Origin of the sequence: Thermanaerothrix solaris, assembly GCF_032334255.1 — a bacterium.
Classification (GTDB): Bacteria; Chloroflexota; Anaerolineae; order Anaerolineales; family Anaerolineaceae; genus Thermanaerothrix; species Thermanaerothrix solaris.
This window is the reverse complement of sequence record NZ_JAUHMF010000001.1, coordinates 26,038-45,344: the sequence shown is the minus strand read 5'-3', so window position 1 is coordinate 45,344 and position 19,307 is coordinate 26,038. Positions and strand designations below refer to the sequence as shown.

General features: G+C 49.3%; 16 protein-coding genes. 2 read left to right on the top strand and 14 right to left on the bottom strand.

Translation table 11 applies throughout. The features are described from left to right. From QYE77_RS00205 to QYE77_RS00185, 5 genes are all read right to left on the bottom strand, one after another. Entirely contained in the window at nt 1–1,431 is a 1,431-nt protein-coding gene (locus tag QYE77_RS00205; RefSeq protein WP_315623112.1) for a sugar transferase, read from the bottom strand. 3 nt (nt 1,432–1,434) lie between these two features. Further along, a complete protein-coding gene (locus tag QYE77_RS00200; protein WP_315623110.1) occupies nt 1,435–2,436 on the bottom strand; it encodes a glycosyltransferase family 2 protein in 1,002 nt (333 codons plus the stop codon). Nucleotides 2,437–2,502: 66 nt separating this feature from the next. Then, nucleotides 2,503–2,907, bottom strand: coding sequence for a RidA family protein (locus QYE77_RS00195; RefSeq protein ID WP_315623109.1), 405 nt, complete (start codon nt 2,905–2,907; stop codon nt 2,503–2,505). Between the two features lie 98 nt (nt 2,908–3,005). Further along, nucleotides 3,006–4,022, bottom strand: coding sequence for a cytochrome d ubiquinol oxidase subunit II (gene cydB / locus QYE77_RS00190; RefSeq protein WP_315623108.1), 1,017 nt, complete (start codon nt 4,020–4,022; stop codon nt 3,006–3,008). Nucleotides 4,023–4,040: 18 nt separating this feature from the next. Then, nucleotides 4,041–5,426, bottom strand: a complete 1,386-nt coding sequence (locus QYE77_RS00185; RefSeq protein WP_315623106.1) for a cytochrome ubiquinol oxidase subunit I — start codon at nt 5,424–5,426, stop codon at nt 4,041–4,043. Nucleotides 5,427–5,784: 358 nt separating this feature from the next. On the opposite strand from QYE77_RS00185, the gene QYE77_RS00180 reads away from it, so the two are divergent. Further along, complete coding sequence (locus QYE77_RS00180) at nt 5,785–8,052, top strand: tetratricopeptide repeat protein (RefSeq protein ID WP_315623105.1); 2,268 nt, start codon at nt 5,785–5,787, stop codon at nt 8,050–8,052. Nucleotides 8,053–8,119: 67 nt separating this feature from the next. On the opposite strand, the gene QYE77_RS00175 is transcribed toward QYE77_RS00180, so the two are convergent. The 9 genes from QYE77_RS00175 to QYE77_RS00135 all read right to left on the bottom strand — a co-directional run bounded on the left by QYE77_RS00175 (nt 8,120) and on the right by QYE77_RS00135 (nt 18,132). Further along, nucleotides 8,120–9,412 carry a dihydrolipoamide acetyltransferase family protein gene (locus QYE77_RS00175; RefSeq protein ID WP_315623103.1) on the bottom strand — a complete coding sequence of 431 codons (1,293 nt, stop codon included), beginning with the start codon at nt 9,410–9,412 and terminating at the stop codon, nt 8,120–8,122. Continuing rightward, complete coding sequence (locus QYE77_RS00170) at nt 9,412–10,383, bottom strand: alpha-ketoacid dehydrogenase subunit beta (protein ID WP_315623102.1); 972 nt, start codon at nt 10,381–10,383, stop codon at nt 9,412–9,414. The genes QYE77_RS00175 and QYE77_RS00170 overlap by 1 nt, the downstream gene beginning before the upstream one ends. Before the next feature lie 15 nt (nt 10,384–10,398). Further along, nucleotides 10,399–11,364, bottom strand: a complete 966-nt coding sequence (gene pdhA, locus QYE77_RS00165; protein ID WP_315623100.1) for a pyruvate dehydrogenase (acetyl-transferring) E1 component subunit alpha — start codon at nt 11,362–11,364, stop codon at nt 10,399–10,401. Nucleotides 11,365–11,486: 122 nt separating this feature from the next. Beyond that, a complete protein-coding gene (locus QYE77_RS00160) occupies nt 11,487–13,094 on the bottom strand; it encodes an APC family permease (RefSeq protein WP_315623098.1) in 1,608 nt (535 codons plus the stop codon). Between the two features lie 474 nt (nt 13,095–13,568). After that, nucleotides 13,569–14,279, bottom strand: a complete 711-nt coding sequence (locus tag QYE77_RS00155) for a succinate dehydrogenase iron-sulfur subunit (protein ID WP_315623097.1) — start codon at nt 14,277–14,279, stop codon at nt 13,569–13,571. A 20-nt stretch (nt 14,280–14,299) separates the two neighbouring features. Further along, nucleotides 14,300–16,093 (bottom strand): FAD-dependent oxidoreductase, encoded by a 1,794-nt coding sequence (locus QYE77_RS00150; protein WP_315623095.1) that lies wholly within the window; start codon nt 16,091–16,093, stop codon nt 14,300–14,302. A gap of 18 nt (nt 16,094–16,111) precedes the next feature. Then, nucleotides 16,112–16,510, bottom strand: a complete 399-nt coding sequence (locus tag QYE77_RS00145; protein ID WP_315623093.1) for a succinate dehydrogenase, hydrophobic membrane anchor protein — start codon at nt 16,508–16,510, stop codon at nt 16,112–16,114. 9 nt (nt 16,511–16,519) lie between these two features. After that, nucleotides 16,520–16,939, bottom strand: a complete 420-nt coding sequence (locus QYE77_RS00140; RefSeq protein ID WP_315623091.1) for a succinate dehydrogenase/fumarate reductase transmembrane subunit — start codon at nt 16,937–16,939, stop codon at nt 16,520–16,522. Between the two features lie 245 nt (nt 16,940–17,184). Next, nucleotides 17,185–18,132: a tyrosine-type recombinase/integrase gene (locus QYE77_RS00135; protein ID WP_315623089.1), complete on the bottom strand. Its 948-nt coding sequence runs from the start codon at nt 18,130–18,132 to the stop codon at nt 17,185–17,187. 257 nt (nt 18,133–18,389) lie between these two features. Between QYE77_RS00135 and QYE77_RS00130 the strand changes: the two genes are divergently transcribed. Continuing rightward, complete coding sequence (locus tag QYE77_RS00130) at nt 18,390–19,295, top strand: DUF5655 domain-containing protein (protein ID WP_315623087.1); 906 nt, start codon at nt 18,390–18,392, stop codon at nt 19,293–19,295. Nucleotides 19,296–19,307 lie beyond the last annotated feature (12 nt).

Sequence of the window (19,307 nt, the reverse complement as noted above, 5' to 3'; positions counted from 1 at the left end):
TTAGCGTCCTTTCAATCCGATTACCGTGCCAACAGTGCGGATTAAAATAAGCAGATCCAGGGTCAGACTGCGATGCTTGATGTAGTATAAATCATATTCAAGTTTTATGGCATTTGACCGCACGTCCTCGGCATAACCAAAGTTAACCTGCGCCCATCCGGTAATACCGGGTTTTACAAACAATCGGGCACGATAAAACGGAAGCGCTTTTTGATATTCTTGGACAATCTCCGGCCGTTCAGATCGTGGACCCACTAAACTCATTTCACCACGCAATACATTTATAAACTGGGGCAATTCATCCAAGTGGCTGCGGCGCAGGAATCGCCCAACTTTGGTGGTGCGTTGATCGTTCTCGGCTGTGGTTCGCGGAATGCCATCCTTTTCAGCATCTTGGACCATCGTCCGAAACTTTATAATCTTATAAGGGCGGCCATTCTTACCCAAACGGGTTTGGGTATAAAAGATGGGACGTCCCGACTCCAGATAAATGGCCAGCGCAATAAGAGGAAACAGCATTAACATGAGTAAAGTTCCGATAAGGCCGCCAAGGATATCTAGTAATCGTTTAGAGAGTTCAAAAAAGCCCCCCATGTGGGCTTGGTCAACAAATGAACGCAGCACCCAATCCGACTGGAGCAAAAAGATAGGAACACGACCTAGAAGCTCCTCATATAAGGTGGGCATGGTGGTTACTTCGATCCCTTGCTCTTCGGCTTCCAAAAGGGTGGCAAATAATTGGGGATTCATCTCACCCGAGATCGCAATCACCAAGTCGGTTACCTGATGCTCACGAATCAGGCGAAAGATATCATTTCCGCTCCCCAAAACACGGAATCCCGCGATCTCCGTACCGATTTTGTCTGGATCGTCATCCACCAATCCCACCAGATAGAACGGAGGGGGCCACATATCCCGAATGATCTGCGCCAGGTGAGATCCTGCTCTCCCTGCACCAATAATGAGCACCCGCCGCATAAATAGCGGAAGGGTAAACAATTTGATATAAATAAACCGCCAGAGCAAAGTCAGCACATAGGCGGAGGCAAAGAATGCTGCTACACCGCGGCGGGGGAGAGAATTGGGCTCTGAGAAGAAAAAGACGATCAAATAGAAAGCAAAGCCAGCAATAGCGGCAACCGTTACTTCACGATAGGCTTCAGATCGAATATTCACCCGGCTAGGGTTATACGATTCAACCAACATCAGCAACCACACAACCGGTAACAAATAGAACCAAAACGGAACGCGATAACGTAAAAAGTCGGTCGAAAAGGATAGGAACTCCCCCCCTGAAGCCCAGAAATATAATGCAAAAACCAAAGATCCCACGGCAATGAGCAGATCACCAATAAAAAGCGTTGAGCGCCGTTCTGAGGGGCGTAGACGCCATTTGGGTTGTATTGAAACCAAATCAGGCTCTGTGCTCATTGTTCAGGGTTCCCTTTTTCCTAACCAAGTTATCAGACTCCATAAAAACCCTGTCCCCCAGGCCCAATGCATTGTGGTAATGGCCAATGGAATTCCGATTAGCAAACGGGCATCCTTGTTCTTCCAGGCCGCTGGAATCGCCCCTATAAACAACATTACCAGGTAAATCATTAGAATTCCCAGCAAAAGATAGAGAGACCAAGACCAGAAAAGGCTCATTATCAACAACCCAGTAGTGCCCAGCACAAACACTGGAGGCAGAGCCTGGCGCCACCGCAACGTTTTAGGATAACGTCGCAGCATACGGAACTTCCAATACCCATAGCGCCAGTATTGACGGGCCAGCGCTCTCAGCGTCGGGCGCGCGATATACTCTGAACGGATCGCCGGATCGAGATAAACGCGTTTCCCTTCTTTGCGTAGCCGGGCATTAAACTCGTAATCCTCATTGGTTAGGAGTGTTTCGTCAAATCCTCCTACCTGATCGAACAACTCGCGCCGGAACGCGCCAAAAGGCACAGTATCTACAAGGCCCGGGGTTCTTCCATGACGATAGCGCGCATCCCCAACCCCTAAGGGATGCGCGGCAGCGATGGCGATGGCACGCGCAATCCAATGCGGCCGTGAAGGCCGAATAAGCCAGATGCCCCCCACATTATCACCCAGCCCTGCCTCCAGGTCGTTTACACAGCGATCTATGTAGTCCGCGGCGGGGATTGAGTGCGCGTCTAACCGCACAATGTAATCCCCTTGAGCCACCGTCAAACCAACATTCAAAGCAGCGGGAATGATTCGCTTAGGATTATCCACAATCTTGAGCCGCAACTGCGGGTGATTTTGGACAAATTGGTGGATTACCTCCCGCGTGCGGTCGGTAGACATACCATCAGCAATAATCACTTCCAGAAATTCCAGCGGATATGTTTGACGAATTAGCGCTTCTAAAAGATTTCCAATATGCGCTTCTTCGTTATAGCAAGGGACGATTACCGACACGGACTTCATTCAACCCGCGCCTCTATCCCTTATCTGAGAGATAGAACTTGCACGTTCTTGCTCTCAACCGTGACCTCATGCCCCGCTTTCGGGAAGTAAAGCAATGGCTTCAATTTCAACCGCCGCACCTCGGGGCAAAGCAGCGGCTTGAATCGCCGACCGTGCAGGGGGATTTTGGGCAAAAAATTCGTTATATACCTGATTCATGGTGGAAAATTCACCCATATCGCGTAGAAAAACCGTGGTCTTGACCACCGCATCCAAGCCACACCCAGCGGATTCTAAGATTGCTTTGAGATTGGACAACGCCTGGCGGGTTTCTGCTGCCACCCCCCCGCTGACCAAATCCCCGGTGACAGGATCAAGACCCAACTGACCCGAAACAAACAAAAACGGCCCCGCCTTAACAGCCACAGAATAAGGACCTATTGCCTTGGGTGCATTGCTGGCAACAACTGGTTGTTTACTCCAAGAACTCATACTTCACCTCATCAGTCACGAAGTGCCTGCATAATTCTACGCCACCAGGGGCAATTGGTAAAGGTTACGCATAAGTCGTCATACATCCAGTAGCCAGGCTAATAGTGCAATTCCTCCTGCCGCCCTGTAATCCGGCGCCGAAAGACCCAATAACTCCACCCCTGATAAACCAATACAAATGGCACCAATAGAAGGGCAACCATGGTCATAATGCGTAAGGTGGTGACCCCCGAAGCGCTGTTATAAATCGTGAGACTGAAATTAGGATCCAGGCTGGAAACAAGCACCCGCGGGTACAAGGTTATAAAAATCGTGCTGACCGCGAGGATAATAGTTATTGTGGTCATTGCAAATCCCCAACCGTCTTGCTTCTGATAAATAAACCATCCCGCTACCAATAACGACAAAACAGCCCCAATCGGCACCGGGCCGGGGTTGACACCCAATCGCTGATAAATATCCGTAAAGGCGTAAGTCGCTATAGCAAAACTCACCACAACTACTACAGTCGGCCACCACATCCTTCGTGCCGCTTGGCGTGCACGGTTAAGTATGGGCTCACCTGTTTTAAGGGCCAGAAACAAAGCCCCGTGTAAGGTAAACCCCAAAAACGAGACCAACCCACCTAATAAAGCATACGGATTAAGCAAATCGGCAAACTCGCCCACAAAATACTTCATTGCATTGATCGGAACACCACGTACAAAATTAGCCAATGCTATCCCCCACAGCAGTGCCGGTATAAAACTACCTATACAAATGGCCCAATCCCAAAAGCGCCGCCAGAGGGGATTTTCATCCTTACTTCGAAACTCCAAACCCACACCACGAACAATCAACCCTAATAAGAGCAAAAAGAGGGCCAGATAAAATCCGCTGAAAAGCGTAGCATACCAAAGAGGAAAAGCCGCAAACATTGCTCCCCCGGCGGTAATCAGCCAAACCTCATTTCCATCCCAATGTGGCCCAATTGCATTAATGATCATCCGTCGTTCGGTGTCATTCTTACCCAGGAAAGGCAAAAGAATTCCAACCCCTAGGTCAAAGCCATCCAACACAAAGTAGCCGATAAATAAAACTGCGATCAGGACAAACCATAGCGTGTTTAAGTCCATGCGCCACCTCCTTTCACCTTACTCCCAATAAACCTGTTCTTCAAGTGGATGACCAGTCGCCTTAGGCTCCGGACCCGCTTTGGCATATTTGGCAAGCAGGTAAATATCGGCCAGCATCAGTAAACCGTAAACCAGAGTAAAACCGATTAGGGTCGTCAACACCATACTACCACTCAGATTAGGGGATACTGCATCCGCTGTACGCATCTTTCCGTAAACAACCCAGGGTTGACGGCCCATCTCAGTCAGCAACCAACCGCTGATATTCGCCAAATATGGAAGGAACAACGCCAAGGGATAAACATTCAGGAGTTTGAATCTGGATTGCATCACCTCCCGGCGCATGACTCGCCAAAGCGCGTAAGCCGCCAGAAAGAACATCAGGAATCCGCTTCCTACCATAAGTCGAAACGACCAATAGGTCACCGTGATATCCGGAACATAATAACCCGGGCCAAAACGGGCTTGGTACTCTTGCTGAAGATCAATCACCCCTTTCACCTCGCCATCAAGGCGATTGTAAGCCAACAGACTGAGTACACGTGGTATCCGGATAGAAATAATCTCCCGCATGTTGGATTGATCCACCAGGCTCAAGAGCGAGAATGAAGCCGGGTTCTCGGTTCGAAGCAAGGCCTCTGCCGCTGCTATCTTCATGGGTTGAAACTCAACCATCCGCTGGGCTTGGGTATGCCCAATAAGAATCACCATGAAAATGGAAATAATCCCGAACACCGTGGCGATCTGGAACGAACGTCTAAATACTTCCTCATGACGCTTACGAAGTAAATGATAAGCGCTAATCCCAAGCACAAAAAATGCCGCTGTAGTAAAACCCGAGAACACAGTATGGGGGAATTGCCCCCACACATAGCGGTTAGTCAACAATGCGGCAAAATCCTTCAAAATCAACCGGTTACTTTGCTCTGCATAGCCTACCGGCGCCTGCATAAAAGAATTGGCCACCAAGATCCAAAAAGCCGAGAGATTCGATGCCAAAGCGACTAACCACATGGACAGAGCATGCATTCCCCTCGAAAGGCGATCCCAACCAAAAATCCACACGCCTAAAAAGGTGGACTCAATAAAGAAAGCCAATAGCGCCTCAATGGCTAATGGCGCCCCAAACACATCACCAACATAGCGGGCATATTCGGACCAGTTCATCCCGAATTGGAATTCCTGCACAATGCCGGTAACCACCCCCATTGCAAAATTGATGACAAATAACTTTCCCCAAAACTTCGTCATTCGCAAATAAAGATCATTTCCGGTACGTACATAAATAGTCTCCATAAGCGCAACTAAGACCGAAAGACCCAAGGTCAACGGAACAAAAAAGAAATGATAAACCGAAGTGATCGCAAACTGCCATTGTGAAAGTAAGAGGGCTTGATTGTCCATACTGTCTCCCTTACCAAAAGAGAATCATCGTTATAATCTTCAATTTTCATCGAACGAACAACTGATTTTTCGCTTAAAACTAACCGCTAATGTTCACTAATGAGTATCACCCCTTGAAATTAATTCTACCTTCGATCTTGCTAAGCAAGCACCAAGTTAATGGTTGACATTAGCGCAATCCTCAAGTATAAGGGCAGTTGCTATGCATAAAAATCGCATATTTCTTATAATCATTGAATTACTCCTTGGAATTGCGTTGGCCTGTAATCTTCCCCTCAGCGCCTTAGAATCCACACCCGGCATGCCTCAACAAGGAGCCTCGACTCAATCGGGGGCGATTTCAGGCAATCCAACTCCTATGCCAACATCAACATCCACCCCCACACCTTCCGAGCACCTCCGCAATGCGATGTCCTTAATGCTTCTAGGCGACTATACACAGGCACGGGAAGAATTTCGCCAGGTCGCCCTGAATACCGCTGATGTAGAAATACAAGCCCAAGCCCTCTTAGGAATAGGCCAAAGTTACTATCAAGAAAACAACTTGACTGAGGCAATAGAGACGTTCCGTACTATCATTGAAGAACACCCACCCTCAACAGTTCTCCCTGAAGCCTACTTCTGGTTAGGACGCGTTTACGATGCCCAGGGTGACTACACCAATGCTGCTGAAGCCTACACCCGTTTTTTGGAACGCAAGCCCGGAATCATTGATGACCTCGCCCAAACCTTACGCGGGGATGCCTTAATGAAGGCGGGGAACTATTCGGAAGCCATTCAAGCCTTTCAGGCGGCGATTCAGGCAACAACAGGGGATACCACAGCATTACAAATCAAGATCGGAGAAGCCTACGCTGCGGCTAACGATTATTCCAACGCCCTAACTCAATTCCTAAGCATATACGAAGGTTCTACCAACGATTACATTAAAGCCCAAATGAATCTGCGCATTGGGCAAATTTATCTCCAGCTCGGGTATCCCGAGCAGGCTTATGCACGGTTTCTTGATTCCGTTAATAACTTTCCCCGTTCTTATGATTCTTATTCAGGTTTAGTGGCATTAGTCAATGCAGGCCAGCCCGTAAGCGAACTCCAGCGTGGACTGGTGGATTACTACGCCGGACAATACGGTTACGCCGTTGAGGCCTTCACGCGCTACATAAACAGTACCCCTGACCATGACGGTAGGGCTCATTATTATCGTGCCCTCTCTTGGCGCGCACTGGGGAAGATCACAGAAGCCGTGCAAGAACTCCAAAATCTGATCCAGACCCATCCCAACGATCCGCTTTGGCCTAATGCCTGGCGCGAACTTGCCTATACGCAGTGGGCTTACCTGGAGAATTACGAAGCCGCTGCAAATACCCTAAAAGCCTACCTTCAACAAGTCCCCACAGCCGCCGATGCTATTGAGATCCGCTTTGAAACAGCCCGCATCCTGGAGCGTGGAGGCTACCTTACCGAAGCAGCAACGCTATGGGAAAACCTGATTAGCGACTACCCCTCCTCAGACCTTAGTTACCGCGCGCTCTACTTGGCAGGAATTACTTACTATCGGGCCCAAAAGTATGCTCAGGCACTTACAGCCCTTCAACGCTATTTAGTTTTAGGAGATACACCGGCTGACCGGGCAGCCGCCTGGCTCTGGATCGGAAAATGTCATATTGCAAACGGCAACCTAGAAGAAGCTCATAAGGCCTGGCAGGAAGCCGCGGCTATAGATGCGCTTGAATATTACGGCATTCGGGCCCAACAACTCCTTAACGATGCCCCTCCTTTTACCGGACCCACCCATTACGACCTCGGCTATGACCTAGAACAAGAACGTCCCCAGGCTGAGGCTTGGTTGCGCGAGAAGTTCGGGATTGCCCCTGAAATTGATCTAAAGGATCTGGGCGAATTGGCTAATTCGCCTCAATTCCAACGGGCTGATCTTCTCTGGCGACTCGGGTATTTCATTGAAGCCCGAAGCGAGTTCGAAGCGCTGCGGCAGTCGCTTGAAAATGATCCGGTCAATCTTTATCGTCTGATGAATCACACACTTGAACTAGGTGCTTTTCGCACGGCTATTTTTGCAGCCCGGCGTTTATTGGATCTAGCGAGCCTAACCCCAGCCCAAACCCTGGAAGCCCCCTCTTTTTTCAATCATATTCGTTTTGGTCTCTACTACAAACCCTTGATCATGGAAGCTGCGACTCGTGAGAACCTGCACCCCCTCTTGCTGTTCAGCCTTATTCGTCAAGAGTCGTTCTTCGAGAGTTTTATCCAATCCTCAGCCGGTGCCTACGGACTGATGCAACTGATGCCCGCCACCGCGGCTGATCTTGCCAATCGCTATGGTTGGCCATCGGATTTTCAGGAACAAGATTTACTCAACCCAGGAGTCAATATCCGCCTAGGGGCACGTTACCTGGCTTTGCAGCGTGATTATTTCAACGGCAACTGGTACGCTGCTTTGGCTGCCTATAATGCCGGCCCCGGCAACGCCAAAATTTGGCTTGACCTAGCTGGGGATGATCCCGATCTCTTCCTTGAAATCATTCGTTTCCCCGAAACGCAAAATTACATTCGTCAAGTAGCCGAGTTCCTCGAACTTTACACTCGGATCTATGAGCGTAAACCCTGAAAAACAAGGCGAAGGCTTAAGCAAGCCTTCGCCCAACCTTATTTTGCCCAAAACTAGCGCATTTTATTCAAAGCACTAAACGGTATGGATGCTCCAAAAAGTCAGCCAAGAGTTGCATAAAGCGCGCGGCTTCTGCGCCATCCGTTACGCGATGATCGGCTGAGAGCGTCGCCTTCATGCGCAGTCCGATTCCTAACGCGCCATTTTGCACCACGGGCACCTCTCGCACTGCCCCAACGGCTAAGATGGCTGCCTCGGGTGGATTTATGATCGCCATAAAGTGTTCCACCCCAAACATACCCAAATTGCTGATCGAAAACGTAGAACCTTCGATATCTTCGGGGCGCACCTTGCCCTGGCGCGCCCGGGCACTCAGGTCTTTCATCTCCTGAGAGATAAGACGCAATGGCTTCAAGTCCGCATCCCGACAAACGACTGTCATCAGCCCACTTTCCAGTGCCACCGCTACTCCGATATTTACATGCCCATAGCGGACAATCTCGTTGCCCACCAGAGCGGCGTTGAGCGCCGGGAACTGGCGTAAGGTGAGTGCTACAGCCTTAATGACAAAATCATTCACCGAGAGTCTCTGCTCCTCCGGCAACTCGGCATTGAGCGCCTTGCGGAGTTCCATTAATGCCCCCATATCATACTCGCGGGTGATATAAAAATGGGGCACCTGCTGTTTGGCTTCCACCATACGGCGGGCGATAATGCTGCGCAGGCGATCCACAGGAATGTGTTGGTCTTCTGGCACCTCCCCAACTGGTTTCCAAGCCGACACAACTGGTGTTGGCGGAACCACCTCACTGGGTTTAGCACTGACCGCTGGTGGTGTCACAACTTCAGGCTGTGCCGCCAATGCGGCTTCAATATCACGGCGCACAATCCGTCCACCCGGCCCGCTACCGCGGATCTGACGCAGGTCTAACTGATGTTCCCGTGCCATTCGTCGCGCCAATGGCGAGGCTTTAATTCGCCCTTCTGCAATGGGAACACCCGATTCGGTAACTGGTAAAGGCGTCATTTCGGTAGTCTTAGAAGATACCGCTGGCGTAGGGGTTTTCTCTTCCGCCTGTTCGCCTTTTTTCTCCCCTGGGAGAACATCCTCAATGCTCTCATCTGGCGCACCAATGACCGCAATCGGTGTGCCCACCGGTACCACAGCGCCAGCTTCCACCAATAAACGGCGTACTACGCCGCTGTGGGTAGATTCAACTTCAACCGTAGCCTTGTCCGTTTCAATTTCGGCGAGGATTTCACCTTTGGTGACGGCCTCACCTTCGGCTTTTAACCAACGTATCAGCGTGCCTTCGGCCATATCGAAGCCCAACTTGGGCATAGTAATAACTTCTGCCATTAGAGCACCTCCTTTACCGCCTGGATCACATCCTTAACCTGAGGCAGGGCCATCTGCTCTAAGGTTCGGTTATAAGGCAAAGGCACTTCAACTTGGGCAACACGTTTGACCGGTGCATCCAAATAATCAAATGCCTCTTCGTAAATTCGCGACGCGACTTCCGCCCCTACACCGTAAGATTTCCAACCTTCTTCGACGACAACTGCGCGGTTGGTCTTTTTAACCGACTCTAAAACAGGCCCCATATCAAGGGGGCGCAAGGTGCGCAAATCTACGACTTCAATTTCGATCCCTTCGCGCGCAAGTTCCTCTGCTGCCTTCAATGATGTGTCCAGCATCTTGCTATAGGTCACAACCGTCACATCACGACCTTCGCGCTGCACTTTGGATTGTCCAATAGGAACGGTGTAGTCACCTTCAGGCACCTCGCCCCGCAATTGATATAGGGTAGCATGCTCGATAAACAACACCGGATCATCACATCGAATAGCTGCCTTGAGCAACCCTTTCGCATCCGCCGGTGTGCCCGGTGCCACTACTTTTAACCCGGGAAAGTGAGCAAAAACCGCATCGGGAGTTTGCGAATGAGTTGCTCCCAGTTGCCGCCCACCTCCACCTACGGTGCGGATGACTAGCGGCAAGACCATCTGCCCACCGAACATATAGTGCAGTTTTGCCGCCTGGTTGACAATATGATCCATGGCAACAAAGGCAAAGTTGATGGTCATGATCTCGGCTACCGGACGCAACCCCACCAGAGCCGCACCGATGGCTGCACCCACAATTGCGGCTTCCGAAATAGGGGTGTCACGCACACGATCAGGCCCAAAATGGTCATAAAAACCACGGGTGACAGCGTAAGTTCCCCCCCAAACGCCCACCTCTTCACCCATGATAAAGACCTTGGGGTCTCGTTCCATCTCTTCCCACAAGGCCTGGGAAATGGCTTCACGCATCGTCAGTCTAGCCATAGTATCATCCCCTGATCAGCAAGTTTCTGAGACGTAAACATGTTTGTAAAGATCCTCGGGCGCCGGTTCTGGACTGGCCTCAGCAAAACGTACGGCTTCTTCTACCTCTTCTTCCGCCTCTCGAATAACCCGTTGTAATTCCTCTTCATTAGCAATTCCCTGCTGTAAGAGGAAGTTATGATAAATTCCGATTGGGTCGTCCTGCTGCCACTTACGCACCTCATCCGAGGTACGGTAGCGCTCTGGGTCACCCATAGAATGACCTCTAAACCGATACGTAAATGCTTCTAAGAATTGCGGCCCGCTACCGGAGCGAATCTCTTCGATCATCTGAGCCGCCACCTCACGCACTTTCATGAGATCCATGCCATCCACTTGGGCATACTTCATCTTGTAGCCCTCAGCTTTGAGCGCAATCTCGGGCACCGCAGAAGCGCGTTCCACTGCCGTGCCCATCCCATACTTATTGTTCTCACATACCCACAACACAGGGAGGTTCCAGACCTTTGAAAGGTTAAGTGCCTCATGGAAAAAGCCGATATTGGTTGCCCCATCACCAAACATGCAAATCGTCACTGCCTTTTGATTCTGGTAAACATCCCCTAGAGCCAATCCTGCGGCAATAGGTAAATGCGCGCCCACAATCGCGTGACCGCCCCAAAAATTCTTGGAGACATCCGCCAAGTGCATAGAACCGCCCTTCCCCTTGGAGCAACCTGTAGCCTTTCCTAGCAACTCCGCCATTACTTCTTTGGCTGAAACCCCGCAATTAATGGCTACGCCATGATCACGGTAGGCCGTAATGACGCGATCCTCTGGGCGTCGCACCGAAATGATCCCCGTGCTTACGGCTTCCTGTCCAATGTAGAGATGCAAGAATCCACCAATTTTTCCTTGCTGGTAGAGTTCAGCAGCGCGTTCTTCCAAACGGCGAATGACTACCATTTGGTAATAAAGGTCTAGATACTCTTGTTTTTCCATAACATAAGCCCTCACTTTGGCATATTCAAACCCACGCAATTATATCAAAACCCGCCTTTCATGCGGGTTTTGAGGCATACCCTTATTGGGTTACACTCCTGGTCAACCTTAGTGGGAGAAAGTTATCCCCCGGAATGGCTCGATGCTCTGTGCAAGGTCTCATTCAGATTGACGCCTCGCTGGCGCCAGAAGTTTACTCGACGCCAGTACCATCCCAAAGCGATCACCCACAGTAAAATGAGACCAACCCCAAAATCGCGAGAGATTTGCATTTCTCGCGGCAGCACCCATGCACTCCCAATAACTCCACTCATAATTGCCAATGCCGCTATTCCGACGAGAAAAGCCCATATCCATCCCTTACTATTTTGAATTTCCTTCGAGGAGTGGCCGGGTCCCTTACGTTGATACCACGCGTATCGGATCAAACCAATCAACGGCCCAATGCTTGCCATGGCAAAGGCATAAGGATAATAAAGCACAAGATGTACCCAATTACCACCTAAACCAATCGCCATTCCCACCAGCGCCAGAAGGGCCGCTCCAAACAGCCCCACCGCGGGTACTTGTTGCCCCCGTTGCTGGTAGCCCCAACTGGACGATACCAGACCATCCTTTGCCCATGCTGCAATCCCCTGAGCAATCGCAAAAAAATAGGCCTGGATTAAATTAATAAGCCACACACCCCACGTAAGGACAATGCCAATGACCAACAGAAGGGAAGGATGGGTGATAACAAAATAAAACACGGCCCAAGGTAAGAAGAATTCGGGTTGAGTTGCTTGCCGAAGGTACAACCAACCGTGGGCCGCTAAAAGATTAGGAGGTAGACTCTGTTGTAAAAATAAAACGGTTACCCCAATCACCATTGCAATGACCATCAGCTCCCCAATAAGCCATCCTAATAACGAAGAGGACTTAACACGGTTGAGACTCAGTCCTGAAAGAGGGACCACTATCCCTTGAAACAGCCAGACACTAAATCCCATTCCAAGTAGAAAAGATGACCAAGGGCGCCGAGTCAGAATCAACCCAAACGAAACCGCCAAATTGATCTGCCGATCAATGATTCCGCTTCCATATAACCCTTCATACATTTGTGCAAATTTCCCGGTGGGAGTCACAAAAAGAGAAACCGTCCATGCTATACCCCAAACAGCCACCAACACCATGCCTATCACCATTAAAACTTTCATGCCCCGCGGCGAGAACAATACCGTTAGGAAAGCCATAAGAATAACAATAACCCCCAACAGTATGGCTAATTGAGGTGCTTGGATGGCTTCAGAAAGAGAATCCAACCCGTATTGAGGTAACACTAGAGCCGCTGTTCGCAATAAACCCGGCAACCAACTCCGGAAGAAAGCAATGACAACCCCTCCCACAAAAAGCGCTGAAGAAGCCATGAGCACGAATGACCCAGCAAAGCCAATAGGGGTATTGAAATGACGAGTGGCCATTTGGTAATCATTACCCGCTGTACCAACCCGATAGGCAATAGCATAATAGGCAAGTGTCCATAATGTAGCCCCTGCTAAAGCCCCGATCAGGAGCACCATCCAATCTGCTCCAGGCCACTGGCTTGGTATATATGTGGTGAACCACCAATCGGCTCGCATTACCCCAATCGCCCCAAGCGCCAATGTGCCTACGGCAATTCCGGTTGAAAATTGACCACTCTTATCAGAAAGGGAACTATCCTGGTGATAAACGCCGCGTTTAGACGCCATATATGACCTCATCTCGGTGATAATGGGGGGATCTTCGACTCACCCAAGGACTCTGTGATTATTATATCCGTACCCTAAACACTGAGTTTTTACAATCACTTTACAAAAAAGCAAATTGAACGGGCAAATGATATTAGCGCTTGAAGCAGCTCTTTGATCATTGGCACACAGGGAGATGGATGAACATTTCCGAAATTGGGGAGAAGCGGCGCAATGATTGACCGACCCGCAATCCAAGAAAGCGTGCACCCACCGCAGTTGTATTCCAGTTCGAAAAAGCACAATAATGACCTCAACATGTCAGTTGAGGAGTTACGCAGTTTGGTTGACTCTGTGTTCAACCATTTGTTGAACCATTAGCCCTTGGCCGCGCCCAAAACCAATCGGCTCTTGATTTATGAAAGCAAATGTGATAAATTTAAAACACCAGATGTCAGGGTGCCCCCCTCACCCTGGCATCTGGCTTTTTTGAAGTTAATCCAAACGCCCGGTTTGGATCGCCCGCTTAACCTCGGCAATCGCCTGAGTAATCTTTATCTCCCGTGGACAGGCTTCAGTACAATTAAATGCTGTGCGACAGCGCCAAACACCCATTTGTTGATTAAGTATCTCCAACCGCTGAGCGGCAGCACGATCACGGCTGTCAAAGATAAAACGGTGCGCATTGACAATCGCCGCTGGTCCCACATAGCGACCATCTGCCCAGAATGAGGGGCACGAAGTCGTGCACGCTGCACAAAGAATACATTTTGTTGTATCGTCAAACCGTTCCCGCTCTGCTGGCGATTGCAAACGTTCCTTACCGTCTTCCGGAAGAGGCTCATCATTGATCAAATAGGGCAACACCGAACGATAATGTTCAAAGAACGGTTCCATATCCACGATCAGGTCCTTGAGCACTGGCAGACCAAGAAGCGGTTCTACGGTGATCTCGTTTGTTTCAAAGTTTTTTACCAATGCTTTACATGCAAGCATATTTCGCCCATTGATACGCATGGCATCCGAACCACATATGCCATGACCACATGAGCGACGAAAGGCCAACGTTCCATCAATATCACCGCGAATATATTCAAGCAAATCCAACACACGATCCATGGGTTCGGCTTCAATTGTGAACACATCGTAACGCGGCTTGCGGTCAATTTCAGGATTGAAGCGAAACACGCGAACACGGATTTCCATAGTGCACTCCTCAGGTTGAATCAGTAAACCCGCTCTTTAGGGAGATATTGCGTGATCACCACCGGTTTATAATTCAAGCGCACCTCATCACCATCCAACCATGCCAGGGTATGTTTGAGCCAATTTTCATCGTCCCGTTTAGGATAGTCTTCACGAGCATGCGCCCCTCGGCTCTCCTTGCGCGCCAGGGCTGAAACTGCCGTAACCAGTGCCAAATCGAGCAAATTTCCCAACTCCCAAGTGTTCAACAACTCAGTGTTAAAAGCACGCCCACCATCACTAACTCTTACATGCCGAAACCGTTCACGGAGTTCCTTGATCTTGTCCACTGCTTCACGCAAACCCTCTTCAGTTCGAAATACGCCCACTTTATCAAACATCAGATGACGCAACTCACGGCCAATCTGGGCTGCTTTTTCTCGCCCATCACCATGACGTAAGGCTTCAATCTGCTGCCGTGTGAAACCTGTCGGGTCTTCAGGCAGAGGTTGGAAATCTGCGCCATTCGCGTACTCGGCTGCTTTTATCCCGGCATATTTACCGAATACCACCAAATCCACCAATGAATTGGTGCCCAAGCGGTTTGCCCCGTGAACGGAAACACAAGCACACTCACCCGCCGCGTAAAGTCCGGGCAAAATAGTGTTTTTAGAGTCGATAACTACTTCGGCAAATTTGTTGGTCGGTATACCTCCCATGGCATAGTGCGCGGTAGGCTGAATCGGAATCAAGTCTTTGACCGGATCTACGCCCAGATAGGTGCGGCAGAAATCCGTAATATCCGGAATTTTTGCCAAAATCTCTTCTGCTGTTACCCGATAAGGCGATCCATCCGGACGGGTGCGTCCATCTTTCTCCGCGTAGTAATTGACCGTCTCAGGGCGAACATCCAAGTAAAGATAATTCTTCCCGTTTACGCCACGGCCCTCTTTAATTTCCAAGTAAATCGCCCGGCTTACCACATCACGCGAAGCCAAGTCCTTTATCCGCGGTGCGTACCGTTCCATAAAGCGCTCCCCCTTGCCATTGATCAGCACACCGCCCTCACCCCGCACCGCCTCGGTAATCAAGATGCCTAACTTATATATGCCAGTAGGATGAAATTGGAAAAATTCCATATCTTCTGCCGGGATGCCACGACGAAGGGAAACTGCGACTCCATCGCCGGTATAAGCATAGGCATTGGAAGTCACCTCCCACATACGACCATGGCCACCTGTAGCAAAAACCACTGCCTTACTATGGAATACATGCAAATCCCCCGTGGCCAATTCCACCGCAACGACTCCGGCGACCGCGCCATTTTGTATGAGCAAGTCCATGACTTGGAATTCATCAAAAAAGCGAATACCGTTCTTGATGCACTGCTGATAGAGGGTTTGGAGGATCATATGTCCGGTACGATCTGCGGCGTAGCACGAGCGACGCACTGGTTTGCCAGTAACGTTGTTAGTGTGCCCACCAAAAAAACGCTGATCAATACGCCCCTCGGGAGTGCGGGAGAAAGGTAATCCCATGTGCTCCAAATCGTAAACGGCTTGAACAGCTTCACGGCACATGAATTCAATTGCATCCTGATCTCCCAAATAATCACTGCCCTTCACCGTATCGAAGGCATGCCACTCCCAGTGGTCCTCTTCCAAGTTGCCCAGTGCAGCCCCAATTCCACCTTGCGCCGTACCGGTATGAGAGCGTGTCGGATAGAGTTTACTGACGACGGCCGTGCGCGCTTTCTTCGAGGCGTATAAGGCCGCCATCAGGCCAGCCCCGCCTCCCCCAACAATTACCACATCAAAGGTATGGGTATGAACCATACGATAGCCTCCCTGCTTTTAAGATAAAGGAAATGGTTGATTAACACCACCAATGAGCGCCGCACCACCGATCAGGGTAATAATCAACCAGAACAAGAACAGTAGCCAATTCATCACCTTGCGTGCCCGATCCGCGTGGATGAAGTCATTCAAAACCTGGCGTAAACCATTCACCCCATGGGCAAACGCGAATCCCAAAAGTAAAGTGTCATAAATTCGCCAAAAGAGACTTGCCCAACGCATCGCCACATAGTCTAAGTCAATGCGATGAACCCCTACAATTACATCCTGTAAAATCATGTGTCCCCATACTAAAGGGATCATCGCAAAAGCACTGTAACGCATCCACTTCCAGGCGATGGTCTCATAGTTGGGTTTTACACGTACCTGCCGCGTGGTTTGAGTCGCTGTCGCCATAATGACCTCCTATCCACCGAAAAGCCCATAATTGTGCATAAGAAGACTGCGCAACATCCACAATGCCGAAGGGAGCCAGAGGAGTAGAGCAATACCCAATGTCCAGCGTGCAGAGCGGCGTTGGCTTTCAATGTGCCAGCCTTGGGGCTTGAAGAGATCAAGATAAGCGATGCGCAAGCCGTTGACGCCGTGGTAAAACACACAAAAAACCAAAAAAATCTCCCCAATACCAAATAGGGTTGAGCGGTATACCTCTATAGCCTTCATGAATAAGGTTGGGTTGAAATAAACAAAGGCGATGTCTATGATATGGATGGTGAGAAATAAGACGACCCCCAGTCCGGTAATTCGATGGAGCAAAAAGCTCCAATGTCCCTCACGTCCGCGGTAGGTGGCATACCCCACCAGCGTAGTTCTAAGGTTGGACATACAAACCTCCTGATGGGTGAGTTATATATAAGGGTTGTGCTTTTTGATTTTAGCATGATAATGGGGAGGATAAACTCCCAAAATTGGGTGAATTTTGGTTAATAAGTCTACTCATCCTGATTAAAAAACAAAGCCGGACCCTCCGTCCGGTTTAATCTCTCTCAGGCTCCTCGCCCAGGACTCGAACCTGGAACCTAGCGGTTAACAGCCAAGGCTGGCCGTTAACCGCAAAGGCACAGAGGCTATTATCCCAAATTCCAACAAATCACAGGTGAAGCCTTTTTGTGAGCCGTTTCTACATCAGCGCGAGCAATAGCAAGATAACGCTTGACCATTTCAAGGCTGGTGTGACCTAAAATCGCCTGAAGCGCATAAATATCTCCCCCATTGCGTAAAAAATTAATTGCGAAGGTATGTCGAAAACGGTGAGGATTCGCATGAATTCCTGCTCTCTGACCAATTCTTAGGATCCGATGGTAAAGATCATGGGCAAACAGTCGTTTGCCAGAACGGATCACAAAAACATACTCGTGCTGACTACTCACTGGCGGCCTTTCTTTCTCAACGTATTCCTCAATAGCTCTTACAGTGACCTCTGATAGTGGCAAAATACGCTCCTTGTTCCCTTTTCCAAAAACCCTCACCTGAGTGCGACTCAGGAAGTCTAAAAACCTTATCCCACACAATTCTGAAGCTCGCATACCCGTATCCAGAAGAATGAGCAAAATGGCTTTACTTCGGTAATAGTCCTTCAGCCGATGAGCGCATGGTTTTTTGCCAGGGCGTGAATACACCGCGGATTTTTCAATGGATTGAAATAACTGATCAATCTCTGCCCTTGTAAAGGGGCTGATTGCCCTTATTTCAGGACGTGGACGCTCTACTTTACGCATCAGATTTTGATCGCAGATTTCCTCTCTAACCATCCACGACCAGAACGAAGACAGCCCAACATAAATGTTGAGCAAGCTCTTATTAGACAATTTGATAGAGGCCATAAAGCGCCGTATGTGAGCAGGAGTGATTTCATTGACGGGTATATCACCCGATAAGAAATGGCTTAGTCTACGCAGCGTCCGCTCGTAGTCCTTCAAAGTGTTGGGGCTTAAACGACGAACTCTTTTGGCGTAAAGAAATTGTTCAATCGCCTCAGAGAGAGTGTATGATGGAGTTGATGGCTTGGTGTGTTTCATGACGCAGTCCTCCAACAATGGTTTAAAGTTGTCACCATCTCTAATTCTCCACTGATTTGGACTGCCTACGATTCTCAATTTTTGCTATACTATTTACAAATACCATCAGCCCCGCCGAGGACAGCGGCGGGGCTGAGACGGCAACGCGGTCGTGGCGCGTTGCGGCAGAATCAAGGATAGCAAACTTTTGCCGCCCGCGCAAGTTGACCGCAATGCGCGGGCGGATTGATTGTTTCGTGTTGCCCTTGGAGGATCCTATGCCACTCTACCGAATTGAGGCTGAGGATAAGGTAGTACAGCTCAAACTTCATACTTTTTTGAAAGAGCGTTCTTTACAACGCCTTGTGGAAAAAAACCTGGACACTTTGATGGGGATCCGCTTTATTGCCAGTGAATTTTCTACTGGGGGGCATCAACGTGGACGAATTGATACTCTAGGGATTGATCAAGATGGTACCCCGGTCATCATTGAATATAAAAAGTCTAAAAATGAGAACGTTATCAACCAGGGCTTGTTCTACCTGGATTGGTTGATGGATCATAAAGGCGACTTCACATTAGCGGTTCAAAAAGCATTGGGTTCGGTGGAGATTAATTGGCAAAATCCGCGCCTTATCCTCATTGCGGAAGATTTCAGCGAGTACGACAAATATGCAGTAAACCGAATTGGTTCAAACATTGAATTATGGGTTTATCGGTTGTATGGTGAGAGTTTATTGTATCTGGAACCGCTTTACACTTCGAGTACTCAGAAATCCAAGACCCAGCCAACAGAGGCATCAGCGGATCAGCCTCAGGTTGAAGAAGAAACTTACACGGTAGAGAAGCATTTAGAGGGAAAACCGCAAGAGATTATTGATCTGTTTATGGAACTCCGCGAGTTCATCCTGAATCTTGGCGAGGACATTATTGAGAAACCCGTGAAGCGGTACGTGACATATAAACACGGAAAAAATTTTGCTGAGATTTGGATACAAGCAAAACAATTAAAAATTTGGCTGGATATCTCTCCCGAAGATTTGTCCGATCCTCTTCATCTCGCCCGTGACGTAAGAAATGTAGGACATTGGGGTACAGGTGAAGTTGAAATTAATCTAGGGTCTAAAGAACAATTCAATGCTGTAACAGATTTGATTGAACAATCCTATCGTCAAACGCTATAACAGGGAGGAGCC

Bases quoted from the DNA above. Each gene is read 5' to 3' on its own strand.
- QYE77_RS00205 (WP_315623112.1), bottom strand. From the start codon at position 1,431: ATGAGCACAGAGCCTGATTTGGTTTCAATACAACCCAAATGGCGTCTA.
- QYE77_RS00200 (WP_315623110.1), bottom strand. From the start codon at position 2,436: ATGAAGTCCGTGTCGGTAATCGTCCCTTGCTATAACGAAGAAGCGCAT.
- QYE77_RS00195 (WP_315623109.1), bottom strand. From the start codon at position 2,907: ATGAGTTCTTGGAGTAAACAACCAGTTGTTGCCAGCAATGCACCCAAG.
- cydB (WP_315623108.1), bottom strand. From the start codon at position 4,022: ATGGACTTAAACACGCTATGGTTTGTCCTGATCGCAGTTTTATTTATC.
- QYE77_RS00185 (WP_315623106.1), bottom strand. From the start codon at position 5,426: ATGGACAATCAAGCCCTCTTACTTTCACAATGGCAGTTTGCGATCACT.
- QYE77_RS00180 (WP_315623105.1), top strand. From the start codon at position 5,785: ATGCCAACATCAACATCCACCCCCACACCTTCCGAGCACCTCCGCAAT.
- QYE77_RS00175 (WP_315623103.1), bottom strand. From the start codon at position 9,412: ATGGCAGAAGTTATTACTATGCCCAAGTTGGGCTTCGATATGGCCGAA.
- QYE77_RS00170 (WP_315623102.1), bottom strand. From the start codon at position 10,383: ATGGCTAGACTGACGATGCGTGAAGCCATTTCCCAGGCCTTGTGGGAA.
- pdhA (WP_315623100.1), bottom strand. From the start codon at position 11,364: ATGGAAAAACAAGAGTATCTAGACCTTTATTACCAAATGGTAGTCATT.
- QYE77_RS00160 (WP_315623098.1), bottom strand. From the start codon at position 13,094: ATGGCGTCTAAACGCGGCGTTTATCACCAGGATAGTTCCCTTTCTGAT.
- QYE77_RS00155 (WP_315623097.1), bottom strand. From the start codon at position 14,279: ATGGAAATCCGTGTTCGCGTGTTTCGCTTCAATCCTGAAATTGACCGC.
- QYE77_RS00150 (WP_315623095.1), bottom strand. From the start codon at position 16,093: ATGGTTCATACCCATACCTTTGATGTGGTAATTGTTGGGGGAGGCGGG.
- QYE77_RS00145 (WP_315623093.1), bottom strand. From the start codon at position 16,510: ATGGCGACAGCGACTCAAACCACGCGGCAGGTACGTGTAAAACCCAAC.
- QYE77_RS00140 (WP_315623091.1), bottom strand. From the start codon at position 16,939: ATGTCCAACCTTAGAACTACGCTGGTGGGGTATGCCACCTACCGCGGA.
- QYE77_RS00135 (WP_315623089.1), bottom strand. From the start codon at position 18,132: ATGAAACACACCAAGCCATCAACTCCATCATACACTCTCTCTGAGGCG.
- QYE77_RS00130 (WP_315623087.1), top strand. From the start codon at position 18,390: ATGCCACTCTACCGAATTGAGGCTGAGGATAAGGTAGTACAGCTCAAA.